At 61.0% G+C, this 20,731-nt stretch carries 11 protein-coding genes; 4 read left to right on the top strand and 7 right to left on the bottom strand.

Going from position 1 to position 20,731, the window contains the following annotated elements; translation table 11 throughout:
- Positions 1 to 16 precede the first annotated feature (16 nt).
- The 4 genes from BFC21_RS01015 to BFC21_RS01000 all read right to left on the bottom strand — a co-directional run bounded on the left by BFC21_RS01015 (position 17) and on the right by BFC21_RS01000 (position 2,530).
- Positions 17 to 652 carry a DsbA family protein gene (locus BFC21_RS01015; RefSeq protein ID WP_086796192.1) on the bottom strand — a complete coding sequence of 212 codons (636 nt, stop codon included), beginning with the start codon at positions 650 to 652 and terminating at the stop codon, positions 17 to 19.
- Position 653: 1 nt separating this feature from the next.
- Entirely contained in the window at positions 654 to 1,592 is a 939-nt protein-coding gene (locus BFC21_RS01010) for a rhodanese-related sulfurtransferase (protein WP_016780233.1), read from the bottom strand.
- Positions 1,593 to 1,706: 114 nt separating this feature from the next.
- Positions 1,707 to 2,003 (bottom strand): BolA family transcriptional regulator, encoded by a 297-nt coding sequence (locus tag BFC21_RS01005; protein ID WP_016780232.1) that lies wholly within the window; start codon positions 2,001 to 2,003, stop codon positions 1,707 to 1,709.
- Positions 2,004 to 2,014: 11 nt separating this feature from the next.
- Positions 2,015 to 2,530, bottom strand: a complete 516-nt coding sequence (locus BFC21_RS01000) for a DUF2059 domain-containing protein (RefSeq protein WP_016780231.1) — start codon at positions 2,528 to 2,530, stop codon at positions 2,015 to 2,017.
- A gap of 192 nt (positions 2,531 to 2,722) precedes the next feature.
- Here BFC21_RS01000 and BFC21_RS00995 point away from each other — a divergent pair, with 192 nt between their 5' ends.
- Positions 2,723 to 4,117, top strand: a complete 1,395-nt coding sequence (locus BFC21_RS00995; protein WP_088379428.1) for a class II fumarate hydratase — start codon at positions 2,723 to 2,725, stop codon at positions 4,115 to 4,117.
- On the opposite strand, the gene BFC21_RS00990 is transcribed toward BFC21_RS00995, so the two are convergent.
- Positions 4,114 to 8,313: a dermonecrotic toxin domain-containing protein gene (locus tag BFC21_RS00990; RefSeq protein WP_120265515.1), complete on the bottom strand. Its 4,200-nt coding sequence runs from the start codon at positions 8,311 to 8,313 to the stop codon at positions 4,114 to 4,116. The two genes, BFC21_RS00995 and BFC21_RS00990, sit on opposite strands and share 4 nt — an antisense overlap.
- A gap of 90 nt (positions 8,314 to 8,403) precedes the next feature.
- Positions 8,404 to 9,939, bottom strand: a complete 1,536-nt coding sequence (pap, locus tag BFC21_RS00985) for a polyphosphate:AMP phosphotransferase (RefSeq protein WP_088379426.1) — start codon at positions 9,937 to 9,939, stop codon at positions 8,404 to 8,406.
- 139 nt (positions 9,940 to 10,078) lie between these two features.
- Between pap and mnmC the strand changes: the two genes are divergently transcribed.
- Positions 10,079 to 12,058, top strand: a complete 1,980-nt coding sequence (gene mnmC, locus BFC21_RS00980; protein ID WP_088379425.1) for a bifunctional tRNA (5-methylaminomethyl-2-thiouridine)(34)-methyltransferase MnmD/FAD-dependent 5-carboxymethylaminomethyl-2-thiouridine(34) oxidoreductase MnmC — start codon at positions 10,079 to 10,081, stop codon at positions 12,056 to 12,058.
- Here the strand turns inward: mnmC and BFC21_RS00975 are convergent.
- Entirely contained in the window at positions 12,045 to 16,859 is a 4,815-nt protein-coding gene (locus BFC21_RS00975; RefSeq protein WP_120265514.1) for an NEL-type E3 ubiquitin ligase domain-containing protein, read from the bottom strand. The genes mnmC and BFC21_RS00975 overlap by 14 nt on opposite strands.
- A 334-nt stretch (positions 16,860 to 17,193) precedes the next feature.
- Here BFC21_RS00975 and BFC21_RS00970 point away from each other — a divergent pair, with 334 nt between their 5' ends.
- Complete coding sequence (locus BFC21_RS00970) at positions 17,194 to 18,966, top strand: N-acetylglutaminylglutamine amidotransferase (protein WP_088379423.1); 1,773 nt, start codon at positions 17,194 to 17,196, stop codon at positions 18,964 to 18,966.
- Between the two features lie 3 nt (positions 18,967 to 18,969).
- Positions 18,970 to 20,715 (top strand): N-acetylglutaminylglutamine synthetase, encoded by a 1,746-nt coding sequence (gene ngg, locus BFC21_RS00965; protein WP_088379422.1) that lies wholly within the window; start codon positions 18,970 to 18,972, stop codon positions 20,713 to 20,715.
- The last annotated feature ends 16 nt before the right edge of the window (positions 20,716 to 20,731 follow it).

The raw sequence follows: 20,731 nt of genomic DNA, 5'->3' as shown, positions 1-20,731 counted from the left end.
CGGCACAGCCGAAGGATCAAACACGCGCAGCGCGTTCAAGCCAGCGGGCGAGCAAGTCAGACAGGGGTGCAAGGGGCTGATAGCCGTTGGTCAGCAGCGCCAGCTGGCCATTGCGCTCGGCGAGCAAGGTCGGGAAGCCGGCAATGCCCAGATCCTGCACCCAGGTAATATCCGCCGCTGTCGCCGCATGCTGCTCGGCCGAGTCAAACGCGGCAGCAAATTCGATACGCGGCACACCTGCAGTTTCGGCCAGCTCAACCAGCACACTGGCTTGGGTCACATCGCGGCCTTGCACATAAAACGCCTGCTGTATCAGCTTGACCAGTTTCCAGGCGCAATCCGGGGCAAGGCTGCGGGCGGCGACAACGGCCCGGCAGGCAGGCTCGGTGTCATACACAAACCCTTCGGGCAAGGCCCCTTCGAAGGTGAAGGGTTGCCCGGTGGCCTCGGTGACCGCCTGCCAGTGCTCAAGAATATAGCGCCGCGTAGCCGGCTCAAGCGCCGAACCACTGCCGGTACGCAAACCGCCCACCACCAGGTGCAGCTCAACGCCTGCGGCCTGCGCCTGCTCAACCAGCGCCTCGGCGATGGGCGAAAAGCCCCAGCACCAGGAGCACATAGGGTCCATCACATAGAGCAGGCGCGCTGTCATATCAGGCCTCGGCAGCTTTACGGTAATTGTGGCCAATCGGGTGCGGCTGGTTACGCTCCTTGGCCAGATCGATCTGCTTTTGCCGGTCGATGGCGCTGCGACGGGTTTTTTCGCTCAGCGTGTCCCAGCAATGCGGGCAACTGATGCCAGGCTGATAATGCTCGGACTCACGGTCAGCGATGCTGATTGGCGTGCGGCAGGCATGGCACTGGTCGTACTCGCCAGCAGTCAGGTCATGGCGCACGGTGACACGGTTATCGAACACAAAGCAGTCGCCCTGCCACTTGGTTTCTTCCTGTGGCACCTCTTCGAGGTACTTCAGGATCCCGCCTTTAAGGTGGTAAACCTCGTCGAAACCCTGGCTGAGCATATAGCTGGAGGCCTTTTCACAGCGAATGCCGCCGGTGCAGAACATCGCGACTTTCTTGTGCTTGGCCGGGTCGAAATTGGCTTTGATGTAGTCAGGAAATTCGCGAAAGCTGGTGGTTTTCGGGTCGATAGCGCCTTCAAAGGTACCGATCGATACTTCGTAATCGTTGCGGGTGTCGATCAACAACACCTCTGGATCGCTGATCAGCGCATTCCAGTTCTCGGGGTCGACATAGGTCCCGACTTTCTTGTTCGGGTCTACGCCTTCAACGCCAAGGGTCACGATTTCTTTCTTGAGCTTGACCTTGGTCCGATAGAACGGCTGGTCATCGCAGTAGGATTCTTTATGGTCGATATCGACCATGCGCGGATCGGTCTTGAGCCAGGCCATCAGCCCGTCAATGCCCTCGCGGCTACCGGAAACCGTGCCATTGATGCCTTCTTCGGCAATCAGCAGGGTGCCCTTGATACCGTTGTCGACCATGGCCTTGAGCAGCGGCTCGCGCAGTTCGACGTAATCTTCAAGGGTGACGAATTTGTACAGTGCAGCAACAACAATTGGTGCGGTCATCGTGTTTCTCTCCAGGTGGCTACCCTCGTAAAGGGTGAACCGGGCACAAAAAAAAACGCGCTGACTGATCAGCGCGCTGCAGATTCTAACAAAAAGCCAGCGGGCTGCGCTAACTCAGTCGTGTCCGCCGGCACAGGTCGGCGATGCCGGGGCCGTGCCGATTTTCGCCCATTCCTCAGGCGTATAGGTATGCAACGCCAGCGCATGGAACTCGCCCATCAGGTCACCCAGGGTGGCGTAGACCTTCTGATGGCGCTTGACGCTGTTGAGCCCGGCGAACTGCTCGCTGACCACCACTGCCTTGAAGTGGGTTTGCAGCCCGCGACTGTGCATGTGGCTTTCATCCAGCACACTCAGGTGCTCGGGTTGCAATGCGCCCAGGGCCGTTTCAATACGCTGCTGCATGCTCATTCAGGCTCCGCTTACTTCTTTTTGGCCGGGGCCGCTTTTGGCTCCAGCTCGGCAGTCATGTCAGCCAACAGCTTGTTGACGACCGGTACTGCGCTTTCCAGCTTGGCCTGGGTCATTTGCGCCGATTGCTGAGTCAGCTGGGGCATTTTTTCCAGCACTTTCTTGCCCAGTGGCGACTGGTAGAACGCTACCAGGTCCTTGAGCTCGGATTCGCTGAAGTTGGTGGTGTAGAGCTTGACCATGTCCGGCTTGAGCTTGTCCCAGCCAATCGCTTGGTCCAGAGCGGTGTTGGCCTTGGCCTGGTAGGTTTCCAGCAGCGCTTTCTTGGCGGCTGGTGCTTTGGTTTGCTCAAAACGCTGAGCAAACATTTGCTGCACTTGCATATACACCGGGGTACCCAGCTTATCGGCATGTGCCAGTTTCAGGAACGTTTCAGCACTGGCAGCGTGGCTGGCTGCATCGGCGAAAACCTGGCCGCTGGCGCAAACCAGAGCAACCGCTGTACAGATGGCGCGAAGACGGGTCATCGAGTTTCCTTTTCTAGCAAGCGAGGTTCAACCCCAAGGGCGGCCATTCTGCGCCTAATAAAGTCTGTCACTCAACCCCGAGACTGATAGACGTTCTCATCAGCCGACCAAAAGCGTCGAAAACACAAGATTGAACCCCTGCCCCCAATCAGCGCCTAAGCTGTCTGGTCAGACCTTGAGGAGAAAGAGACGATGAGCCGTATCGAAACCGACAGCCTGGGTGAAGTGAGCGTGGCCGATGAGGCCTATTGGGGGGCGCAGACACAGCGTTCACTGATCAACTTTGCCATCGGCAACGAAAAAATGCCGCTGGCGGTCCTGCATGCCCTGGTCTTGATCAAAAAAGCCGCCGCGCGGGTGAATGACCGCAACGGTGACTTGCCTGCCGATATCGCCCGCTTGATCGAACAGGCCGCCGATGAAGTGCTCGACGGTGAACATGACGACCAGTTCCCCCTGGTGGTCTGGCAAACCGGCAGCGGCACGCAGAGCAACATGAACGCCAACGAAGTGATCGCCGGCCGCGCCAACGAACTGGCAGGAAAGGGCCGTGGCGGCAAATCGCCAGTCCACCCCAATGACCATGTCAACCGTTCGCAAAGCTCCAATGACTGCTTCCCCACCGCCATGCATATCGCCGCCGCCAAGGCAGTGCACAATCATTTGCTGCCCGCCATCAGCGAGTTGGCGGGTGGCCTGGCCGAGCTGTCGGCCCGGCACATGAAACTGGTCAAGACCGGCCGCACCCATATGATGGATGCCACACCGATCACCTTCGGCCAGGAACTGTCAGCGTATATCGCGCAACTGGACTACGCCGAGCAGGCCATTCGCTCGTCCTTGCCGGCAGTCTGCGAGCTGGCCCAGGGCGGCACTGCCGTGGGCACCGGGCTCAATGCACCCCACGGCTTTGCCGAAGCGATTGCCGCGGAGCTGGCGGCACTGTCGGGTTTGCCGTTTGTGACCGCGCCGAACAAGTTTGCTGCACTGGCCGGCCACGAACCCCTGACCACGCTGTCGGGCGCCCTCAAGACCCTGGCCGTGACCCTGATGAAACTGGCCAATGACTTTCGCCTGCTGGGCTCCGGCCCTCGTGCCGGGCTCGCGGAAATCAAACTGCCCGCCAATGAACCGGGCAGCTCGATCATGCCGGGCAAGGTCAACCCGACCCAGTGCGAAGCACTGTCCATGCTGGCATGCCAGGTCATGGGCAATGACGTCGCCATCGGTTTTGCCGCCAGCCAGGGGCATCTGCAACTGAACGTCTACAAACCGGTGATCATTCACAACCTGTTGCAGTCGATCCAGTTGCTGGGGGACGGCTGCAGCAACTTCCAGAAACACTGCGTGACCGGCCTTGAAGTAGACGCCGCCAAAATGGCCGAGCACCTGGAACGCGGCCTGATGCTGGTGACCGCACTCAACCCGCATATCGGCTATGACAAGTCTGCCGAAATCGCCAAGAAGGCCTACGCAGAAGGCTTGACCCTGCGTGAGGCAGCCCTGGACCTGGGCTACCTGACCGATGCCGAGTTCGACCAGTGGGTACGCCCCGAGAACATGCTGGGCACCGGCAAACACGGCTAAAGGGCCTGCGCGACCGGGCTTGGTACGCCGGCAGGGCCTGCAATCTTGAATACCATCACGCCCCTGTCAGGCGTGATGGTGCCAATCAACTTGAACAACCGTCCATCGGCCTTGGCTTGAAGGACCGCAACGGCGGCGGGGTTGAAAGGCACCTCGGTGATTGAGCGTTGTGCCACGATGTCCACCCAGTCATCAGACATCATTATCGAGCTGCCGGACGAACTGCGCTCAAAGGTTATTTTGCCCCACGAACTGCCTGTGGGCTGCAGATGCCTGATTTTCATCAGGTACACATCGCCATTAGGGCCCCTGAAAACCATGCCCAAACCGATGGAGCCGCGCCTGTACCTGCCACCTTCAAGGCGCGTATAGCCACGATTTGTCATGACAACTTGCAAGATCTTTTTCGACAGTGTGGTTCGTGTGGCATGGGTCGCGATAACACCACTGCGCAATGCTGCGTAACTGTCCAGCAAAGCCATGACCTCGACATCCATTGTACGAATCAACATATGTTTGTTCAGTTGCCGCGCAACCTCCATATTGTAAATTCTCCCCGATGGCGTCGGCAGCACCGTGCGCAACCCCTGGAGCTCATCATATACAGGCGCCCAGATCGGCAGGGGCTGCTTGTTTGCCATGCTCGTCAGAGCTTCATCCAGTCGTCCTGTGGGAAACTGCTGCCTGTGCAAACTCTGCTCGCACAGTCGCTCCAGCTCGAGCACATCAGGTGCACGCATGACCTGGGTATCCACTGACTTGACGATCTGGCGCGTGTAGTTGCGCAAGAAGGTATGCACTTGATACTCATGACCGCTTGCAGGCAAATCAAAGGCCTGGCGCACAAGTGTCTCCAGATGCGGATGCTCACCCAGTTGGGGGGTCAGGTGCCAGTTGCCGATGACCACCCGCTGGGTGACAGGGTCGAACACGCCGTCAGCTTCGATAAATAATGCGCTTGTTCCATCGTCTCCCTTGCGCACGACCTTCCAGGACAACTGATCGGTGTCGAGCCGGACCCGATAAAACTTGTTGTCCATCAGGACAAAATCTTCAGCAATTTCTTCAAATATTCCGCCAACTGCAGAGCCGGGCTGGTCAACGAGCCGGTAGACACCTTCTGCAGTCAGAGTGCCCTGGGCTTGCAACCTGGCCGGATCAGCAGGATCCATGCGGAAAATCCCGTAGCCGCCCACTTCGTCCAGTTCCCGTGAGATAAACAAATCGCGCTGCCCAATCACCACGCGATCCATAGATTCAATGCCCTGCGGGCGCACGGCAGGAAGCGGTGCCGGGGCAATCTGCGGCGGCACCTCGTAACCGGCCGGGACCTTGCGCGTGGGGGTGACCGGGGTCGAATCGACAATCACCTCGTCCAGCTCAGAAAAAGGTGAACCGCCCTTGCCCCCCACGTCGAGATGATATTCCCACTCCCCCCGGGCATTTTGCCGAACGGGAGGCTCATAGTTTTTCGGCGGGCGGGCCTTCAGCCGCAAGGTCTGCTCACCCGCACGACGGTACACCTCATACACCTTGTCATTGACCTGGATGTACATGCGCTGGTTGAGCAAGAAGACATTTTCGTTTTTGCCCGTAAGCCTTACAGCATCGTAAAGCCGGACATTGACCTCATACCCCTCGAACGCCTTGCTCTGCCAGGACTTGCCCGTACTGATCGAAGGCAACCAGTCGCCCAGGCGCTTTTTCTGCAAGGCCTTGCTGGCTCGCCGCCCCACGTCATACAGGGTGGATCCGGCCTGGCCAAGCACCTGTTCCACATGACTCAGTACTGTGCCCACAGCTCCCGGCTTGACCACCAGTGGTGCCAGCGTGAGGATCACTTCGCCCAGGTTGAGCGTGGCAGAAAACAAAAGGCTGGCGCCAGCCTTGTAATCCCCCCGGGCAAAGGCGTTCACCGCTGCATTGGCGTCATGCCAGCCGTCATAGGCAGCGATGGCCGTTCCAATCCCCGGAAGTACCGACAAACCGAGTTTCACATAGCCCAGCTCACGCTCCGCACTGCGTTCCAGCTGACGGCGCTGGATTTCCAGGGCCGTTCTGGAGGCGATGTCGACCTGCTCCCTGAGCTTGCCCATGCGAGCCATGTACTGCATGTCAGTCAGGGACAGGTGCGGCGCCCTGACCGGGTCAATAATCAGGAACCCGTGGTCTGAGCTGCGCAAGATGGCATTGATGTTCTGCACATTGCGCGCCGGGTCGGAACCTGCGCTGGCGCTACGCGCCAGATAGTCGAGCAGGCGTCGGTCAAGCAGCACAAGGTTGGCCAGCCGCGACCTGAGCCCTTGCAGGCTGGTGTCCTCAACAAATTTCTGATTCCCCGGCGCACCCGGTAAATACATCAGCGTCAGCTCCGACGTTTTGTCATGCACCACCGACAAGCCTGTCAGCCCTTGCTCTGTGTAGGAACCGTCCCCGCGGATCGGTGAGCGCAACAAGGTGTAGCGATACTCGATGTCAAATTCGCCGCTGGTTGTTTGTTTGCCATTGCTGGCGCTGGTAGCGGCTTGCAACAGCCGTAGCCCCGCTGCAGACAGGTGGCCCTGTTGGCGAGCGGCCCAGGCTTCAAGGTTGATGGCCTGCCTGAACACCGCCAGGCGCCTGGCAATATCGGGAGCTCCTGGCTGACTGCCCGCCGGCGTGCGGCCTAAAAAAGCGTCGGTAATCCTGACGTTGTAGTGCGTTGCCACATCCAGCTCAGGAAGGGTCTTGAGCAGGTACTCAAGGTCGATGCCCAATGCCCGGGTGTCCAGGCCATCGAGCGTGAACTGGCTGTGCTTGAGGCGCAGCATCTGCTGCTCATCTTCGGCATCGATATTATGTCGGGCCAGGGCCGAGAGGCTGATGGTGTGGCGGCTGAGGCTGACGTCATCGCGCGTCGAAAAATCGGTGATCGCGATGCTTTCCGAGGTATCCCCCGCCAGATGCGGGCGCTCGGGCCTGTCCCCGGTCTGCACCACCTCAACAGTCACGCTATCAGGCATGTCGACCTTGACTGCGTCAGGATTGAGGGTGCGCTTGAGGTCGGCCTTGAGGCGGTCGGCCAGGGTATCGCGGGTAAACACTTCGAATGAAGGCAGGCTGTGGGCCAGGTCCTGTTCCAGCCAGGCGGCATTGCGCGCGTAGGTCATCAAGCCCTTGGCATATCCGCTACGGGCTTCGGCCGGCACCTGCAGCAACCAGTCAGGCAATTGCTGGGTGGCCCGGGCCGTACGCAATTGTTCGGCCACTTGATCAATGGCTTGCACACGAGCCTCATTGCCAGGCGCCATCAGGTTGTGCGCGGTTTCCAGGCGCAAGCGCTCAAGGGACTGCTCTGGCGTGGACTGGTCATACAACCATTGACCACCGGCCATAAGTGCGGCGCTTTCCTGATAGCTGGCGATCTGATCTTCGACTCCCAGGTTGAATGCGTGGCCATCCAGAACACGCAGGATCACCGGGTTGTCGCCAGCCTCAACGCTGATCGCGGCCCGAGCGCCGGCGCGGCTTTTAAGCGACACATGGCCAAGCCAGAACCCGTCCGGGTCGGCCCGCACGCTACGGGCCAACGCGACCTTGAGTTGGGCCACCGAACCAAAGGCATGCAAACCACCCGCCAGCCCCGGGACAAACAGGTACACACGCTCATCAGCCTGATGATCGTCAAGCGCCGGCTGGCGGGTCATCACCATCGCCCCCAGCAGCAGGTAGGAACGCTGCGAGCTGCCCAGCGATACATCGCAGACGCGCACCGTGCTGTCACCGCGAAGCGCGGACCAGGGTTCACTGACCACTTCCTTGAGCAGCTCGTAACCCTGTGCGGACAAACGGCCTTCATGGACTTGCAATTGCGCTTCGGCCAACAGCGCTCCCGATCTGCTCGCCGACAAGCGTTGCAACAAGCTCAGGCCCTCGGCGTCCAGCCGCGTCCAGAAGTCGGCGGTCAAAACCGGTGGCCCGACGACCAGGGCATCCGTTGCTTTCAGGCTGCCCGCCAGATGGGCTTGCAGCTGCTCATGGGCCTCCCGGTAAACGCTCAATCGGCCCGGGAGTTGCGTTTCATCGCCAAGGAATGCCAAAAGGCTCGCCTCATAACGCGCGACTTTTCGCTCGCGCAACGTGCCTGGCAAATGGGGGGACAGGCTGCCGAATGAGACATAATCGTCAGCTTCAAGGGTATGCGAGGTTGCAGTCATTAGCGCGTTCATCCCAGGTGACCTTAAGTCACCTGATCTGAACAGAAACGCGGCAGGCATCTGCGGTAGATATATACCGCGTGCGGGGCGCTATTTTTTCTTGGGCTTTTTGTCGTTCTTGAGCTTCTTGTCGTGCTTGTCGCGCTTGGCAAAGGCCGCTTCCAGGGCCTCGTTGATGGTGCGCAGTACCTTGACCCGTGCCCAGCGCTTGTCGTTGGCTTCCACCAGGGTCCAGGGCGAGATTTCGGTGCTTGTGCGGTCAACCATGTCGCAAACCGCCGTGCGATAGAGGTCCCATTTTTCGCGATTGCGCCAATCTTCCTCGGTAATTTTAAAGCGCTTGAACGGGATTTCTTCACGCTCCTGGAAGCGTTCAAGCTGGGTGTCCTTGTCGATGGCCAACCAGAACTTGACGACAATTGCCCCAGCCGCCGTGAGCTGTTCTTCGAAATCATTGATCTCGCCGTAGGCGCGCATCCAGTCCGCCGGGGTGCAAAACCCCTCGACCCGCTCTACCAGCACCCGGCCATACCAGGAACGGTCAAAAATGGTGAACTTGCCCCGTGCCGGCACCTGACGCCAGAAACGCCACAGGTAGGGTTGCGCCCGCTCATCTTCCGAAGGCGCGGCAATCGGCACGATGCTGTACTGGCGCGGGTCGAGCGCAGCGGCCACACGGCGGATCGAGCCGCCCTTGCCGGCCGCATCGTTGCCCTCAAACACGGCAATCAGCGAGTGGCGGCGCATGCGCTTGTCACGCATCAACCCCGACAAGCGCGCTTGCTCGGTAATCAACTGTTCCTGGTAGTCGTCCTTTTCAAGATGCTGGGTCATGTCCAGGCAGTCGAGCAGGGTCAACTCGCCCTGTTTGTCCGGCAAGGGCGGCACCCCGGCCGGCCGGGCAGCGACCTTGGCGGTTTGCAATGCGGCCTGCAGTCCGTCGAGCAGAATCCTGCCGACGGTCAGGCTGCGGTAATGCGGGTCCATGCCCTCGACGATATTCCACGGGGCATAATCGCGGCTGGTACGGCGGATGGCCCGCTCGCCGTAACGCACGAACTTGTCGTAGGTTTTCGATTGCTGCCAGTCCAGCGGGCTGATGCGCCAGCTGTGCAGCGGATCGTCCTTGAGGGTTTGCAGGCGTTCCTTCATTTGTTTTTTGGACAGGTGAAACCAGAACTTGAAGATCACCGCGCCTTCATTGCAGAGCATTTTTTCCAGGCGCTCCGCGCCGGCAATTGCCTGGTCCAGGACGGCATTCTTGAACAGGCCGTGAACCCGGCCCTGGAGCATCTGGCTGTACCAGTTGCCAAAAAACACGCCCATGCGCCCCTTGGCCGGAAGCTGGCGCCAGTAGCGCCAGGCAGGCGGGTGGGCCAGTTCCTCGTCGGTCTGGCTATCAAAGGTGCGTACCTCGATCAGCCGCGGGTCCATCCATTCACTGAGCAGCTTGACCGTCTCGCCCTTGCCGGCACCTTCTATGCCATTGATCAGCACAATGACCGCAGAGCGCTTTTGCTGCTGCAGTTCGTACTGGGCTTCAAGCAAGGCTTCACGCAGGGCGGGAGCTTCTCTGTCGTAGGTTTCTTTATCGATGACATGACCGATTTCAGCGGATTCGAACATGGAAAGCTCCCTGGCAAGATGTCACAAGCCTAGCGGATTGCTCTGTTTTATGTAGGAAGAAACCACGCAAACCTGTCATGGATCAGTCCCAGCCTGAGCGATCGGCTAGAATGGCGGCCTTGCCGTTGCCGAGCTGCACATGACTACTGAAACTGCCAATGCCCAGATTGACTGGGATGACCAGGGCCGCCCCCATTCGCGGGTGTTTGACGACGTGTACTTTTCAGACAAGTCGGGCCTTGATGAAACCCGTTATGTTTTTATTCAACAGAACGCCCTCGCAGAACGCTTCGCCGCGTTGGTGGCCAATACCCAACTGGTAATTGGCGAAACCGGCTTCGGCACCGGCTTGAATTTTTTATGCGCCTGGCAGTTGTTCGAACAACACGCACACCCCGAGGCCCGCCTGCACTTCGTCAGCGTCGAGAAATACCCGCTCACCCGTGATGACCTGCAGCGCGCCCTGGCGCTGTGGCCAGAACTGGCGCCGTTCAGCGAGCAATTGCTGGCCGCCTATGTTGCCATCCACCCGGGCTTCCAGACCCTGACCCTGGCCGATGGCCGAGTCACGCTCACGCTGTTGATCGGGGATGCCCTGGAGCAATTGCCGCAGCTCGACGGCAAAATCGATGCCTGGTTTCTCGATGGTTTTGCCCCGGCGAAAAACCCCGACATGTGGACCCCCGAACTGTTCGCGCAGCTGGCGCGCCTTGCCGCGCCCGGGTCAACGATCAGCACCTTCACCAGTACCGGCTGGGTGCGCCGGGCGTTGAACGAGGCCGGGTTCAAGATGCGCCGCACGCCGGGCATCGGCCATAAGTGGGAGATTCTGCGCGGGACCTTTGTCGGGTTGCCGGAAAATCAGTCAGTGCTCCCCACGGTCAAACCCTGGTTTGCCCGCCCGCCCCGGGTTGAAGGCCCGCGCAAGGCCCTGGTGATCGGCGGCGGCCTGTCGGGTTGCGCCAGCGCCAATAGCCTGGCCCGGCGCGGCTGGCAGGTGGTATTGCTGGAGCGCCATGAGCGGCTGGCCAAGGAGGCCTCAGGCAATCCCCAGGGCATTCTCTATCTCAAACTCTCTGCCCACGGTACGACCCTGTCGCAGATGATTGTCAGTGGTTTCGGCTATACCCGTCGCCTGCTGGAACACCTGCAACGCGGGCGCGACTGGGATGATTGCGGCGTGCTGCAACTGGGTTTCGATGCCAAGGAAGCTCAGCGTCAGGCGCAACTGGCCGCGGCATTCCCCCCGGCACTGGTGCATCTGCTCGACCAGCCCCAGGCACAAGCCCTGGCCGGAATCGAACTGGCCCACGGCGGGCTGTTCTACCCCGAAGGCGGTTGGGTACACCCCCCTGCGCTGTGCCACTACCAGACCCTGCACCCCAATGTTCAGGTCCTGACCCACAGTGATGTCGTGCAACTGCACAAGGTCGACGACCAGTGGCAGGCATGCCACGAGGATCGGCTACTGGCCAGTGCGCCGGTGGTGATCCTGGCGGGTGCAGCCGAGGTCAAACGCTTCCCGGCCAGCAGCGGCTTGCCGCTCAAGCGGATTCGCGGGCAAATCACCCAGCTGGCTGAAACTCCTGACAGCGCCGTGCTGAAAACCGTGGTCTGTGCCGAAGGCTATGTTGCCCCCGGTCGATTGGGGGAACATACCCTGGGCGCCAGCTTCGACTTCCATAACGAAGACCTGACCACCACCCCCGAAGGCCATCAGGGCAACCTTGACCTGCTGCAGGAAATATCCCCGGATCTGGCCCACCGCCTCGGTGACGAACAGCTCGACCCGCATACCCTCCAGGGCTGGGCCGCGTTCCGTTGCACCAGCCCGGATTACTTGCCCATCGTCGGCCCGCTGGCGGACCCGGAACAATTCGCCAGCGCCTATAGCGTGTTGCGCAAGGATGCCCGGCAAGTCCCCGACACGGCCTGCCCGTGGCTCGACGGCTTGTACGTCAACAGCGGCCATGGCTCCCGCGGCTTGATTACCGCGCCACTGTCCGGCGAGCTGCTGGCCGCGTGGATCAACGATGAGCCCCTGCCCTTGCCCAGAGCTGTCGCCGAAGCCTGCCTGCCCAACCGGTTTGCCCTGCGGGCACTGATCAAAGGGCTGTAGTGGGGGAATCATGGGATGCCCTGGGTGCCAGCAGTGACTCGGTCATTTGCAAGCTCCAGACATCGACCGCAGCGTCCATGCGCTGACGGACTTCACCGACCTCACGCAGGTAGCGCTCGCTGTTCATTTCCGGCGAGCGCTTCAACAACTCGCTGAGGGCCTCGAAGTACGGCTCGGTCAAGGCGCTGTATTGCGGCCTGTTAGTGCGGATCAGGTATTCGCGCCAAAACTGGCGGGTGCTGATAAAAATATTCAGGGCAGCGGTTTTCTCGGCCCGCTCGACCTCAAGCCGGGCGATATCCAGGTCCTCCCGGGTGACCCCGGCCAGGGATTTGAACACCATGCTTTCAGGTTGCCCCGGCAGCTCCAGGGCCCGCGCCAGGCCAATCCGGTAAGCCAGGTGTATTTCCAGTTCATCAGGCAACGGGCCGGCCTGCGCCAGGCGCAGCAGATAATGTTCATGGGCAATCCTGGCGACCTTGTCGAGCCTGAACAGCCCCTTGCCCAGCCCCAGCAACTGGTGCTTTTGCGGCGAGCCTTCCTGGGAGAGGCCCGCCAGCTCCATTTGCACCTCCATCTCGCTGAACGTGAAAGCCACACTGTCGGTACAACTGCGCGGTGAAGCGGCTATGTCCAGCACATCGCGGCGTAATACCGAGCTGTCATTGGCCGCCTCGATCATCTCCCAGACCCGCCGGCTCAGGTCCTGACGCACTTCGCGGGCATCTGCGGTGGCGGTGAGGCGACTGAGCACGGTGAAAAAGTCTTCCGAGGCCGCATCGGCCCGCAAGCTGTTCCACAGCAACTCCCTTCGACGCAGCTCCTGGGTGGTGATACCCGCTGTCCAGAACTCGAACGCCGCCGCTTCACTCATCAACTCTTCGCTGTTGATGCCCATGCTGCTGCCACCTTGCATGGCATTGCGGGCCAGGCGCAGGCGGCTGGCGGCCGACAACGGGTTACCGGTCAGGGAGATGTTGCGGGTCACGGCAAGGGGGGCCTGATAGACATGCTCCGGAATCTCGACGATGCGGTTTTCCCTGAGGTCCGCAGACTCCAGGAAGGGTCTGGAGATCAGGTCCTGTGGCCAGTGGTCGATCCAGGTCCGGCGCAGATACACCCGGCGCAGGAATCCCAGATGGCTCAATGCAAGGTTGGGGCCCAGCAGGTTGTCATTGAGGTTGAGCACCTGCAGCTTGCTCAGGGTATTGAGCACGGCAACATTGCCGGGGTTCAGGTACAGCAGGTTGCGCGCCAGGGACAAACGCCGCAGGTTGGGCATGCGCTCAAGCTGTGCAGGCAAATGAACCATGCGGTTGTTGTCCATTTCCAGCGACACCAGCCCGCTGAAATGCTCCAGGAACCTGCTGGCCGTGTCCCGGCAGTTCATATTATTGAGTTTCAACTCCCGCACATGGCTGAAGTCGGCCACCGCGGGCAGCTCCGGAAAGTTGCCCAGGCGAAAACCATCCAGGCTCAGGCTGTGCATGTCCTCGTTGTGTGCCCAGGGGATATGGGTCGGGCTCTTGCGCCAGCAGCGCTCGATCAGACCGGCTGCCTGGTAGCGGTTTTCGGCGTAGTCGTGCATGGCGTCCGCTAACGGCACATCGCTGGGCGTGGCATCGATCCACGCTTGCAGGCTGGTCAGCAGCGCCCTTCTCTCGCGCTTGCGTTCGCGCAGGATATGCAGCGGCTCGACTCCCCGCCCCACCAGACCGTCAAGGTACTCAATGACCTGTTCATCATCGAAGTCGGAGTAAATCATGCGCACACGGCGCTGCAGCTCCCAGGAGTGGGGACCCGACGTCATCCCGCACAAGGGATAGCCCATTTGCCCGTCAGCCAGGACAACCGGGGCCTTGAAACCCGGCTTGATCGGCTGCATGCCCAGCACCTGAGCTGACTCCTGCCGGGCATTGCTGGCCAGTTTGGCCAAGGCCGCGTTGAACGACGACGCATCCTGGCTTGAAGCAAAGCCCATTGCATTGCGTTCAAAGTCGGTCAAGGTCTGGAAAAGCGCCGTCGACAGCGGTACAGGAGCACCCGGCTCAAGAATGTATCCAGCGCCACGCGGCCTGTAGTGCATATACCCCCTGGGCGTCTTGACCAGCACTCGCGGCGGCGTCGTCAGCACGCCGTCCCACAGGTGAATCAAGGCACCGGACAGCGTGCCTTCGCGAATCTCCAGCGCTTTGTCGGCAGGCCAACCGGGCAGTTGCTCGAAGTAATGCAGGGCCAGTCGTTCGGCATCATCATTGGCCTGCGAACCCAGATAAAACCCCTCGATAGCGCGATTCAACCGCGCTTCGCGCAGATGTACCCGCACCCGCTCGGCCAGGGCCAGGGGCACCTTGCCTGCACGCAAGGCTTCCAGTTGCGGGTTGCTGGCCGACGCGACCAAAGCCTGCGCCACCGTGCGCGGCAATCCCGGAAAATCCCGTTCGATGACCTTGGCTTCAGGTGCCAGGGACTGGTTTAAACGCTCATACAGTTGCTCGAATACCTGACGCTTGTGCTCCCGTGCATAGTTGCCCAGCTCTCGGGCCAAGGCGCGCGCCGATGCGGGCGTGCCCGCCAGCTCGTTGCCCAGCAACGCTTTGGCCTGGGCTTCGGGCAAGGCGGCCAGTACGGCATCCAGCAGTTGGCCTTGCTCAAGAACGGATGCCGTCAGGTTGATATGCGAGGAAGTCGGCCATCCTGTACTGCCGTATTGCGCCAGGCGATTACCCATCTCGTCGACCACGGCCAGCCCCTTGCCCTCAGGCCAGCCCGGTAACCAGGGCAACAGTTGCAACTGCAGGTCGGTCCAGCGCCGGGAGGCGTATTGACCACTGCTCATCTGCCCGGCAAAGGTATCGAGCTGGTGGTCGATCACAAAGCGCTTGAGGGTGACGTTCAACAAGGGCGGTGCAGGCAGGTTGTCCAGATGGACACGGCGCAAGATATCCGGGTGGGTGTCGGTCAGTTCACGCACATGCTCCAGCGTTTGAGCGTCAAGGGCTGCGGCTTCAGGCCCCAGGCGTCCCAGTAAGGTGGCACTGTCGGCCCACTCCAGCGGCCGCTCATGCACGTGTTGCCAGGCGCCTTTGTTGTTGTGCAGCAATGCTGGTTTGAACGCCTGGGGCCGGTGTGGATGAGGTATGCGCCACTGCCGGCGCACGGCATCGAACTCGACGGGATAGTGCTTGCCGCTCACTTCCACATGCTCCATGCCGTTGATACGAAAAAGCCCCTGGCCGTCGACGGTAAAACGGTGTTCACCCACGGCACCGTGCTCATAGTGCTCTAGGTTTTTGTTCCATAACCGGGCCGTGCCGTCATCGCGGCTAATGGGTTCAAAACCTTCAAAGTGCGCCAGGGTGGCCGCACTCAGGCGCCTGGCTGCAGCCCGCACGGCAGCCACCCCGGCTACAACGGCAGTGTTGACGGCCAGATCCCTGGCGACATTGAGCAGGTGCTCGCGGGCATGATCGACATCGCCCTGGGTCCAGTCCTCGACCCCCTCATAGACTTCCTTGAGCATGTCGCCGATTGCCACCGCCAGCATCAGGTCGCCCAGAACCGGTACAAACAGGGCCGCGACGTTTATCAGCAACAGCCCTGCCGTTTTGTACAGCTGCCAGCGCTGTTCGCGCTCGCGTTCGTCGAGTACGCCGGTCGGTACAGCCAGCAGCTGTGCATCGGCAAACATGTTGCGCAATTGCACGGTACACAGGTAGTGCGCCGCACTTATGGCCTGGGGGCTTGCGGTCAGGCTCAAGTGTTCGGGGCGGGCCTGGAGCTTCTGGATAAACAACGGGCGCACGCTCAAGGCCGTGAACTGCGCAAAGAACTTCGCATAGGCCGGGTCCAGCAGCCGGTGTTTCAATTCATCGGTGAATACCTGCAAGGAACTGAACTCGAAAAAAGGCGCCAGCGGATCATTGGGTATATAGGCGATCAGCCGGTTGCCGGGATGCAGCAGCAAGGTATCCGCAGAAAAAATCACCACCCCGTCGATTGGCGTGTCCAGGATCGTCAGCGCGCTGAACACCAGCGGCTTGCCATCCAGCTGCACCCCGGGAGGATGGGTGGTGCTTTCGGGCCGGGCCAGCGTGGCAAGGATTGTCGTGTAGGCGGTTTGGCTGATTTTTTTCTTCAGGAAGGCGACATGGGCGTCGACCGCCATGTCATGGGTTTTCAGGCAGCGCAGGTTGGCCTGGGTAGCCAGGTGCGCAGGCCCCGGCGTACCCGACGCGTCAACGCCCAGAGAATGCTCCAGGTACTGCTGGTACTTGAGCCCCAGATCCAGCCGGCGGCACAGCGCGGCAAAGTGATGGGGCCTGAGCGGGCTGACATGATCTGCCTGCCCTCCAAGGCGAATCTGGCTCTGCGGGTTGAAGCCGTCTTCATGGGTCTCCCCGGCCGAAAAATTTTGCAGGGCAGCCCACAGCAGGGTCTTGGGTTCGTCACGCACCAGGTAGTGCCGAACGGTGCTCAGCAGGGTGTCGTCGGTAATCAGGTGAACATGCACCACTGCCAGGTAATCGTTGTGGATATTGAGTGACGACCCGAATTCGCCCATGACCGCGACCGCCAGCAACGCCCCGCAATAAGCCTCGACACTTTGCAGCTCACCGAACTTCTTGCCGACCAGGCCGTGATAGAAGCGGCTATGGGCCATAGAGGCATCCAGTGCGGTGATGGTGTGCGGATCGGCACCCAGCAGCCATTTGGGCATATGGCCATGCACCAGTTCCAGCGACTCAAGGTCGCTGAGTGTGGTATCGCGGGCATTCAGCGGGGGGGTGTGGCGGGCCATATCTGGTCTTCTGCAGGTCAGTGAGTGCCTAACCTAGCGCCGCATCATGGCTGCAGTGACATAGATAGATATATGCCCCTCGATAAATGCCGGTGCCCTGCCCGCAACACAACCATCGGTAATTTTTATTGAACGATCCGGGCACAGGTCACTCGATAAAACACGGTCATTTATGGCGATGCGGGTGGGTACAACCCCGCACCGCGCGGGCCGGTGACACGGCCCAAGGCTGTTTCACCCTTTAAAACCGGGCCCAAGCGCTACGAAGCGTCCCGCAAAGACGCTGACACATCCCTGTAGCACCACATGCAGAAATACCAAGGATTTACACACCATGTGCGGATTAGCTGGCGAGTTACGTTTTGATCAACACCCTGCCGACCTGGCAGCCATCGAACGCATCACCCACCACCTTGCACCTCGTGGCCCCGATGCCTGGGGGTTTCACAGCCAGGGGCCGGTCGCCCTTGGCCATCGTCGCCTGAAAATCATGGATTTGTCCGACGGCTCGGCCCAGCCGATGGTCGACAGCCAGCTGGGACTGTCCCTGGCTTTCAACGGTGCGATCTATAACTTCCCCGAGCTGCGCGCCGAGCTTGAAACCCTGGGTTACAGCTTTTATTCCGACGGCGATACCGAAGTGCTGCTCAAGGGCTATCACGCCTGGGGCGAGGCGCTGCTGCCCAAGCTCAATGGCATGTTTGCTTTTGCCGTCTGGGAGCGCGACGCCCAGCGCCTGTTTATCGCCCGTGATCGCCTGGGGGTCAAACCGCTGTACCTGTCGCGCACCGGCGAGCGCCTGCGCTTTGCCTCGACCCTGCCCGCGCTGCTCAAGGGCGGTGATATCAGCCCGATGCTCGACCCGGTGGCCCTCAACCATTACCTGAATTTTCACGCCGTAGTGCCAGCCCCCCGCACCCTGATTGCCGGCATTGAAAAACTGCCGCCCGCCACCTGGCTGCGCATCGACGCCAATGGCCATACCGAGCAGAAAACCTGGTGGACCCTGCCCTACGGCCCCCATGCCGATGAAGCCAACCTGACCCTGGAAGACTGGCGCGACCGCGTGCTCGACAGCACCCGCGAAGCCGTGGCCATCCGCCAGCGTGCAGCGGTGGATGTCGGCGTGCTGCTGTCAGGCGGTGTCGATTCCAGCTTGCTTGTAGGCTTGCTGCGGGATGTTGGCGTACAGGACCTGTCGACCTTTTCCATCGGGTTTGAGGACGCAGGTGGCGAGCGCGGTGATGAATTCCAGTATTCGGATTTAATCGCCAAGCATTACGGCACTCGCCATCACCAACTGCGCATTGGCGAACACGAAATCATCGAGCAACTGCCTGCCGCCTTTCGCGCCATGAGCGAGCCGATGGTCAGCCATGACTGCATCGCCTTTTACCTGCTGTCCCGGGAAGTCGCCAAGCATTGCAAGGTGGTGCAAAGCGGCCAGGGTGCTGACGAACTGTTTGCCGGCTATCACTGGTACCCACAAGTGGATGGTGCCAACGATCCTTATGCCGCGTACCGCGAAGCCTTTTTCGACCGCAGTTACGACGAGTACAAGGCCACCGTCCAGCCACAATGGCTGACAGCCAATGACGCTGCTGGCGACTATGTGCGTGAGCATTTCGCACAGCCGGGTGCCCAGGCCGGGGTGGACAAGGCCTTGCGCCTGGACAGTACCGTGATGCTGGTGGATGACCCGGTCAAACGGGTGGACAACATGACGATGGCCTGGGGCCTTGAAGCCCGCACGCCGTTCCTGGATTACCGCCTGGCCGAGCTGTCGGCGCGGATTCCGGCGCGCTTCAAATTGCCCGATGGCGGCAAGCAGGTACTCAAGGAAGCCGCACGGCTGGTGATCCCCAGCGAAGTCATCGACCGCAAAAAAGGCTATTTCCCGGTGCCGGGGCTCAAGCACTTGCAGGGCAACACCCTCAACTGGGTGCGCGACTTGCTGCTGGACCCGAGCCAGGATCGCGGCCTGTTCCAGCCGGCCATGCTTGACCAGTTGCTGACCAACCCGCAAAGCCAGCTGACGCCCCTCAATGGCTCCAAGCTGTGGCAACTGGCCGCCCTGAACCTGTGGCTGAGCGAACAAGGAATCTGATCGATGAAACCCCTCGCTACGGCTTATAGCCAGCGTTTACTGCGTGGCCAGACGCCTTCTTACGAACGCCTGCAAGCCCGCTTTGCCGAAGACGGCAGCGAACTGAATGCCTGCCCCGTGGCCGTACATTGCGGCTGGGGCCGGCTGTTGATCGGGCATACCTTTCCCGACCCCGCTACCCTGGCCGAAGAGCTGCTCAACGAGCAGCCCGGCGAGCGCGATATTGCCCTGTATGTCGCTGCGCCCCAGCAGGTGCTGGCGCAGTCGCCGCAACAACTGTTTCTCGATCCCTCGGATACGTTGCGCCTGTGGTTTACCGATTACCGCCAGGCCACCCGCGTGTTTCGCGGCTTCCGTATCCGCCGCGCACAAAGCGAGGCGGACTGGAGCGCGATCAACACCCTGTACCTGTCACGCTCCATGCTGCCCATCGACCCGACCCTGCTGACCTCGCGCCACGAGGGCGGCCCGGTGTACTGGATGGCCGAAGACGAGGACAGCGGCGCGGTGATCGGCAGTGTCATGGGCTTGAACCATCACACCGCGTTCAACGACCCCGAAAACGGCAGCAGCCTCTGGTGCCTGGCGGTCGACCCGCTGTGCTCGCGGCCAGGGGTGGGTGAAGTACTGGTGCGGCATCTGGTCGAGCACTTTATGAGCCGCGGCCTGAGCTATCTCGACCTGTCGGTGCTGCATGACAATGCCCAGGCCAAGAACCTCTACGCCAAACTGGGCTTTCGCACCCTGTCGACCTTTGCCATCAAGCGCAAGAACGGCATCAACCAGCCGCTGTTTCTGGGGCCTGGCCCCGAGGTCGGGCTCAACCCCTATGCCAGCATCCTCGTTGAAGAAGCCTACAAACGGGGCATCGACGTGCAGATTGACGACGCGGCCGCCGGCCTGTTCACCCTTAGCCACGGCGGGCGACGGATTCGTTGCCGCGAGTCCCTAAGCGACCTGACCAGCGCCATCAGCATGAGCCTGTGCCAGGACAAGTGCCTGACCCACAAGGTGCTCAGCCAGGCCGGCCTGAACGTGCCGACCCAGCAACTGGCGGGCAATGCCGATGACAACCTGGCGTTTGTCGAGCAGCACGGCCGGGTGGTGGTCAAGCCGGTGGATGGCGAGCAAGGAAATGGCGTGGCGGTGGACCTGCACAGCATCGAGCAGGTGCAACAGGCCATCGAGGCAGCGCGGGCGTTCGACAGCCGGGTGCTGCTCGAAAGTTTTCACGAAGGCCTCGACCTGCGCATCGTGGTGATCGGCTTTGAAGTGGTGGCTGCCGCCATTCGCCGTCCCGCGCAGGTGATCGGCGACGGTCAGCACCGCGTCCAGCGCCTGATCGAGGCGCAAAGCCGCCGACGCCAGGCCGCCACCGGTGGCGAAAGCCGCATCCCGCTGGACGCCGAAACCCTGCGCACCGTGCAGGCCGCAGGCTATGACTACGACAGCATCCTGCCCGCCGGGCAGGTACTGGCTGTACGCCGCACCGCCAACCTGCACACCGGCGGCTGCCTGGAAGACGTCACCGCCGTGTTGCACCCGGTGCTGGCCGACGCCGCCATTCGCGCAGCCCGGGCCCTGGATATTCCGGTGGTGGGGCTCGACCTGATGGTGCCCGCCGCCGACCAACCCGACTATGTCTTTATTGAAGCCAACGAGCGCGCCGGGCTGGCCAACCATGAACCCCAGCCCACCGCCGAGCGCTTTATCGATTTGTTGTTTCCCCACAGTCAGCCTGCTCAATAGCTGACCGGCCCTCAGG

It is taken from the genome of Pseudomonas sp. TMW 2.1634 (assembly GCF_001703595.1).
Lineage (GTDB): Bacteria > Pseudomonadota > Gammaproteobacteria > Pseudomonadales > Pseudomonadaceae > Aquipseudomonas > Aquipseudomonas fragi.
Note: the sequence above shows the minus strand (reverse complement) of the source record. Positions and strands in the feature narration are given on the sequence as shown.

Excerpts from the sequence above, each read along its gene's own strand:
- BFC21_RS01015 (WP_086796192.1), bottom strand. The coding sequence starts at position 652 with ATGACAGCGCGCCTGCTCTATGTGATGGACCCTATGTGCTCCTGGTGC.
- BFC21_RS01010 (WP_016780233.1), bottom strand. The coding sequence starts at position 1,592 with ATGACCGCACCAATTGTTGTTGCTGCACTGTACAAATTCGTCACCCTT.
- BFC21_RS01005 (WP_016780232.1), bottom strand. The coding sequence starts at position 2,003 with ATGAGCATGCAGCAGCGTATTGAAACGGCCCTGGGCGCATTGCAACCC.
- BFC21_RS01000 (WP_016780231.1), bottom strand. The coding sequence starts at position 2,530 with ATGACCCGTCTTCGCGCCATCTGTACAGCGGTTGCTCTGGTTTGCGCC.
- BFC21_RS00995 (WP_088379428.1), top strand. The coding sequence starts at position 2,723 with ATGAGCCGTATCGAAACCGACAGCCTGGGTGAAGTGAGCGTGGCCGAT.
- BFC21_RS00990 (WP_120265515.1), bottom strand. The coding sequence starts at position 8,313 with ATGACTGCAACCTCGCATACCCTTGAAGCTGACGATTATGTCTCATTC.
- pap (WP_088379426.1), bottom strand. The coding sequence starts at position 9,939 with ATGTTCGAATCCGCTGAAATCGGTCATGTCATCGATAAAGAAACCTAC.
- mnmC (WP_088379425.1), top strand. The coding sequence starts at position 10,079 with ATGACTACTGAAACTGCCAATGCCCAGATTGACTGGGATGACCAGGGC.
- BFC21_RS00975 (WP_120265514.1), bottom strand. The coding sequence starts at position 16,859 with ATGGCCCGCCACACCCCCCCGCTGAATGCCCGCGATACCACACTCAGC.
- BFC21_RS00970 (WP_088379423.1), top strand. The coding sequence starts at position 17,194 with ATGTGCGGATTAGCTGGCGAGTTACGTTTTGATCAACACCCTGCCGAC.
- ngg (WP_088379422.1), top strand. The coding sequence starts at position 18,970 with ATGAAACCCCTCGCTACGGCTTATAGCCAGCGTTTACTGCGTGGCCAG.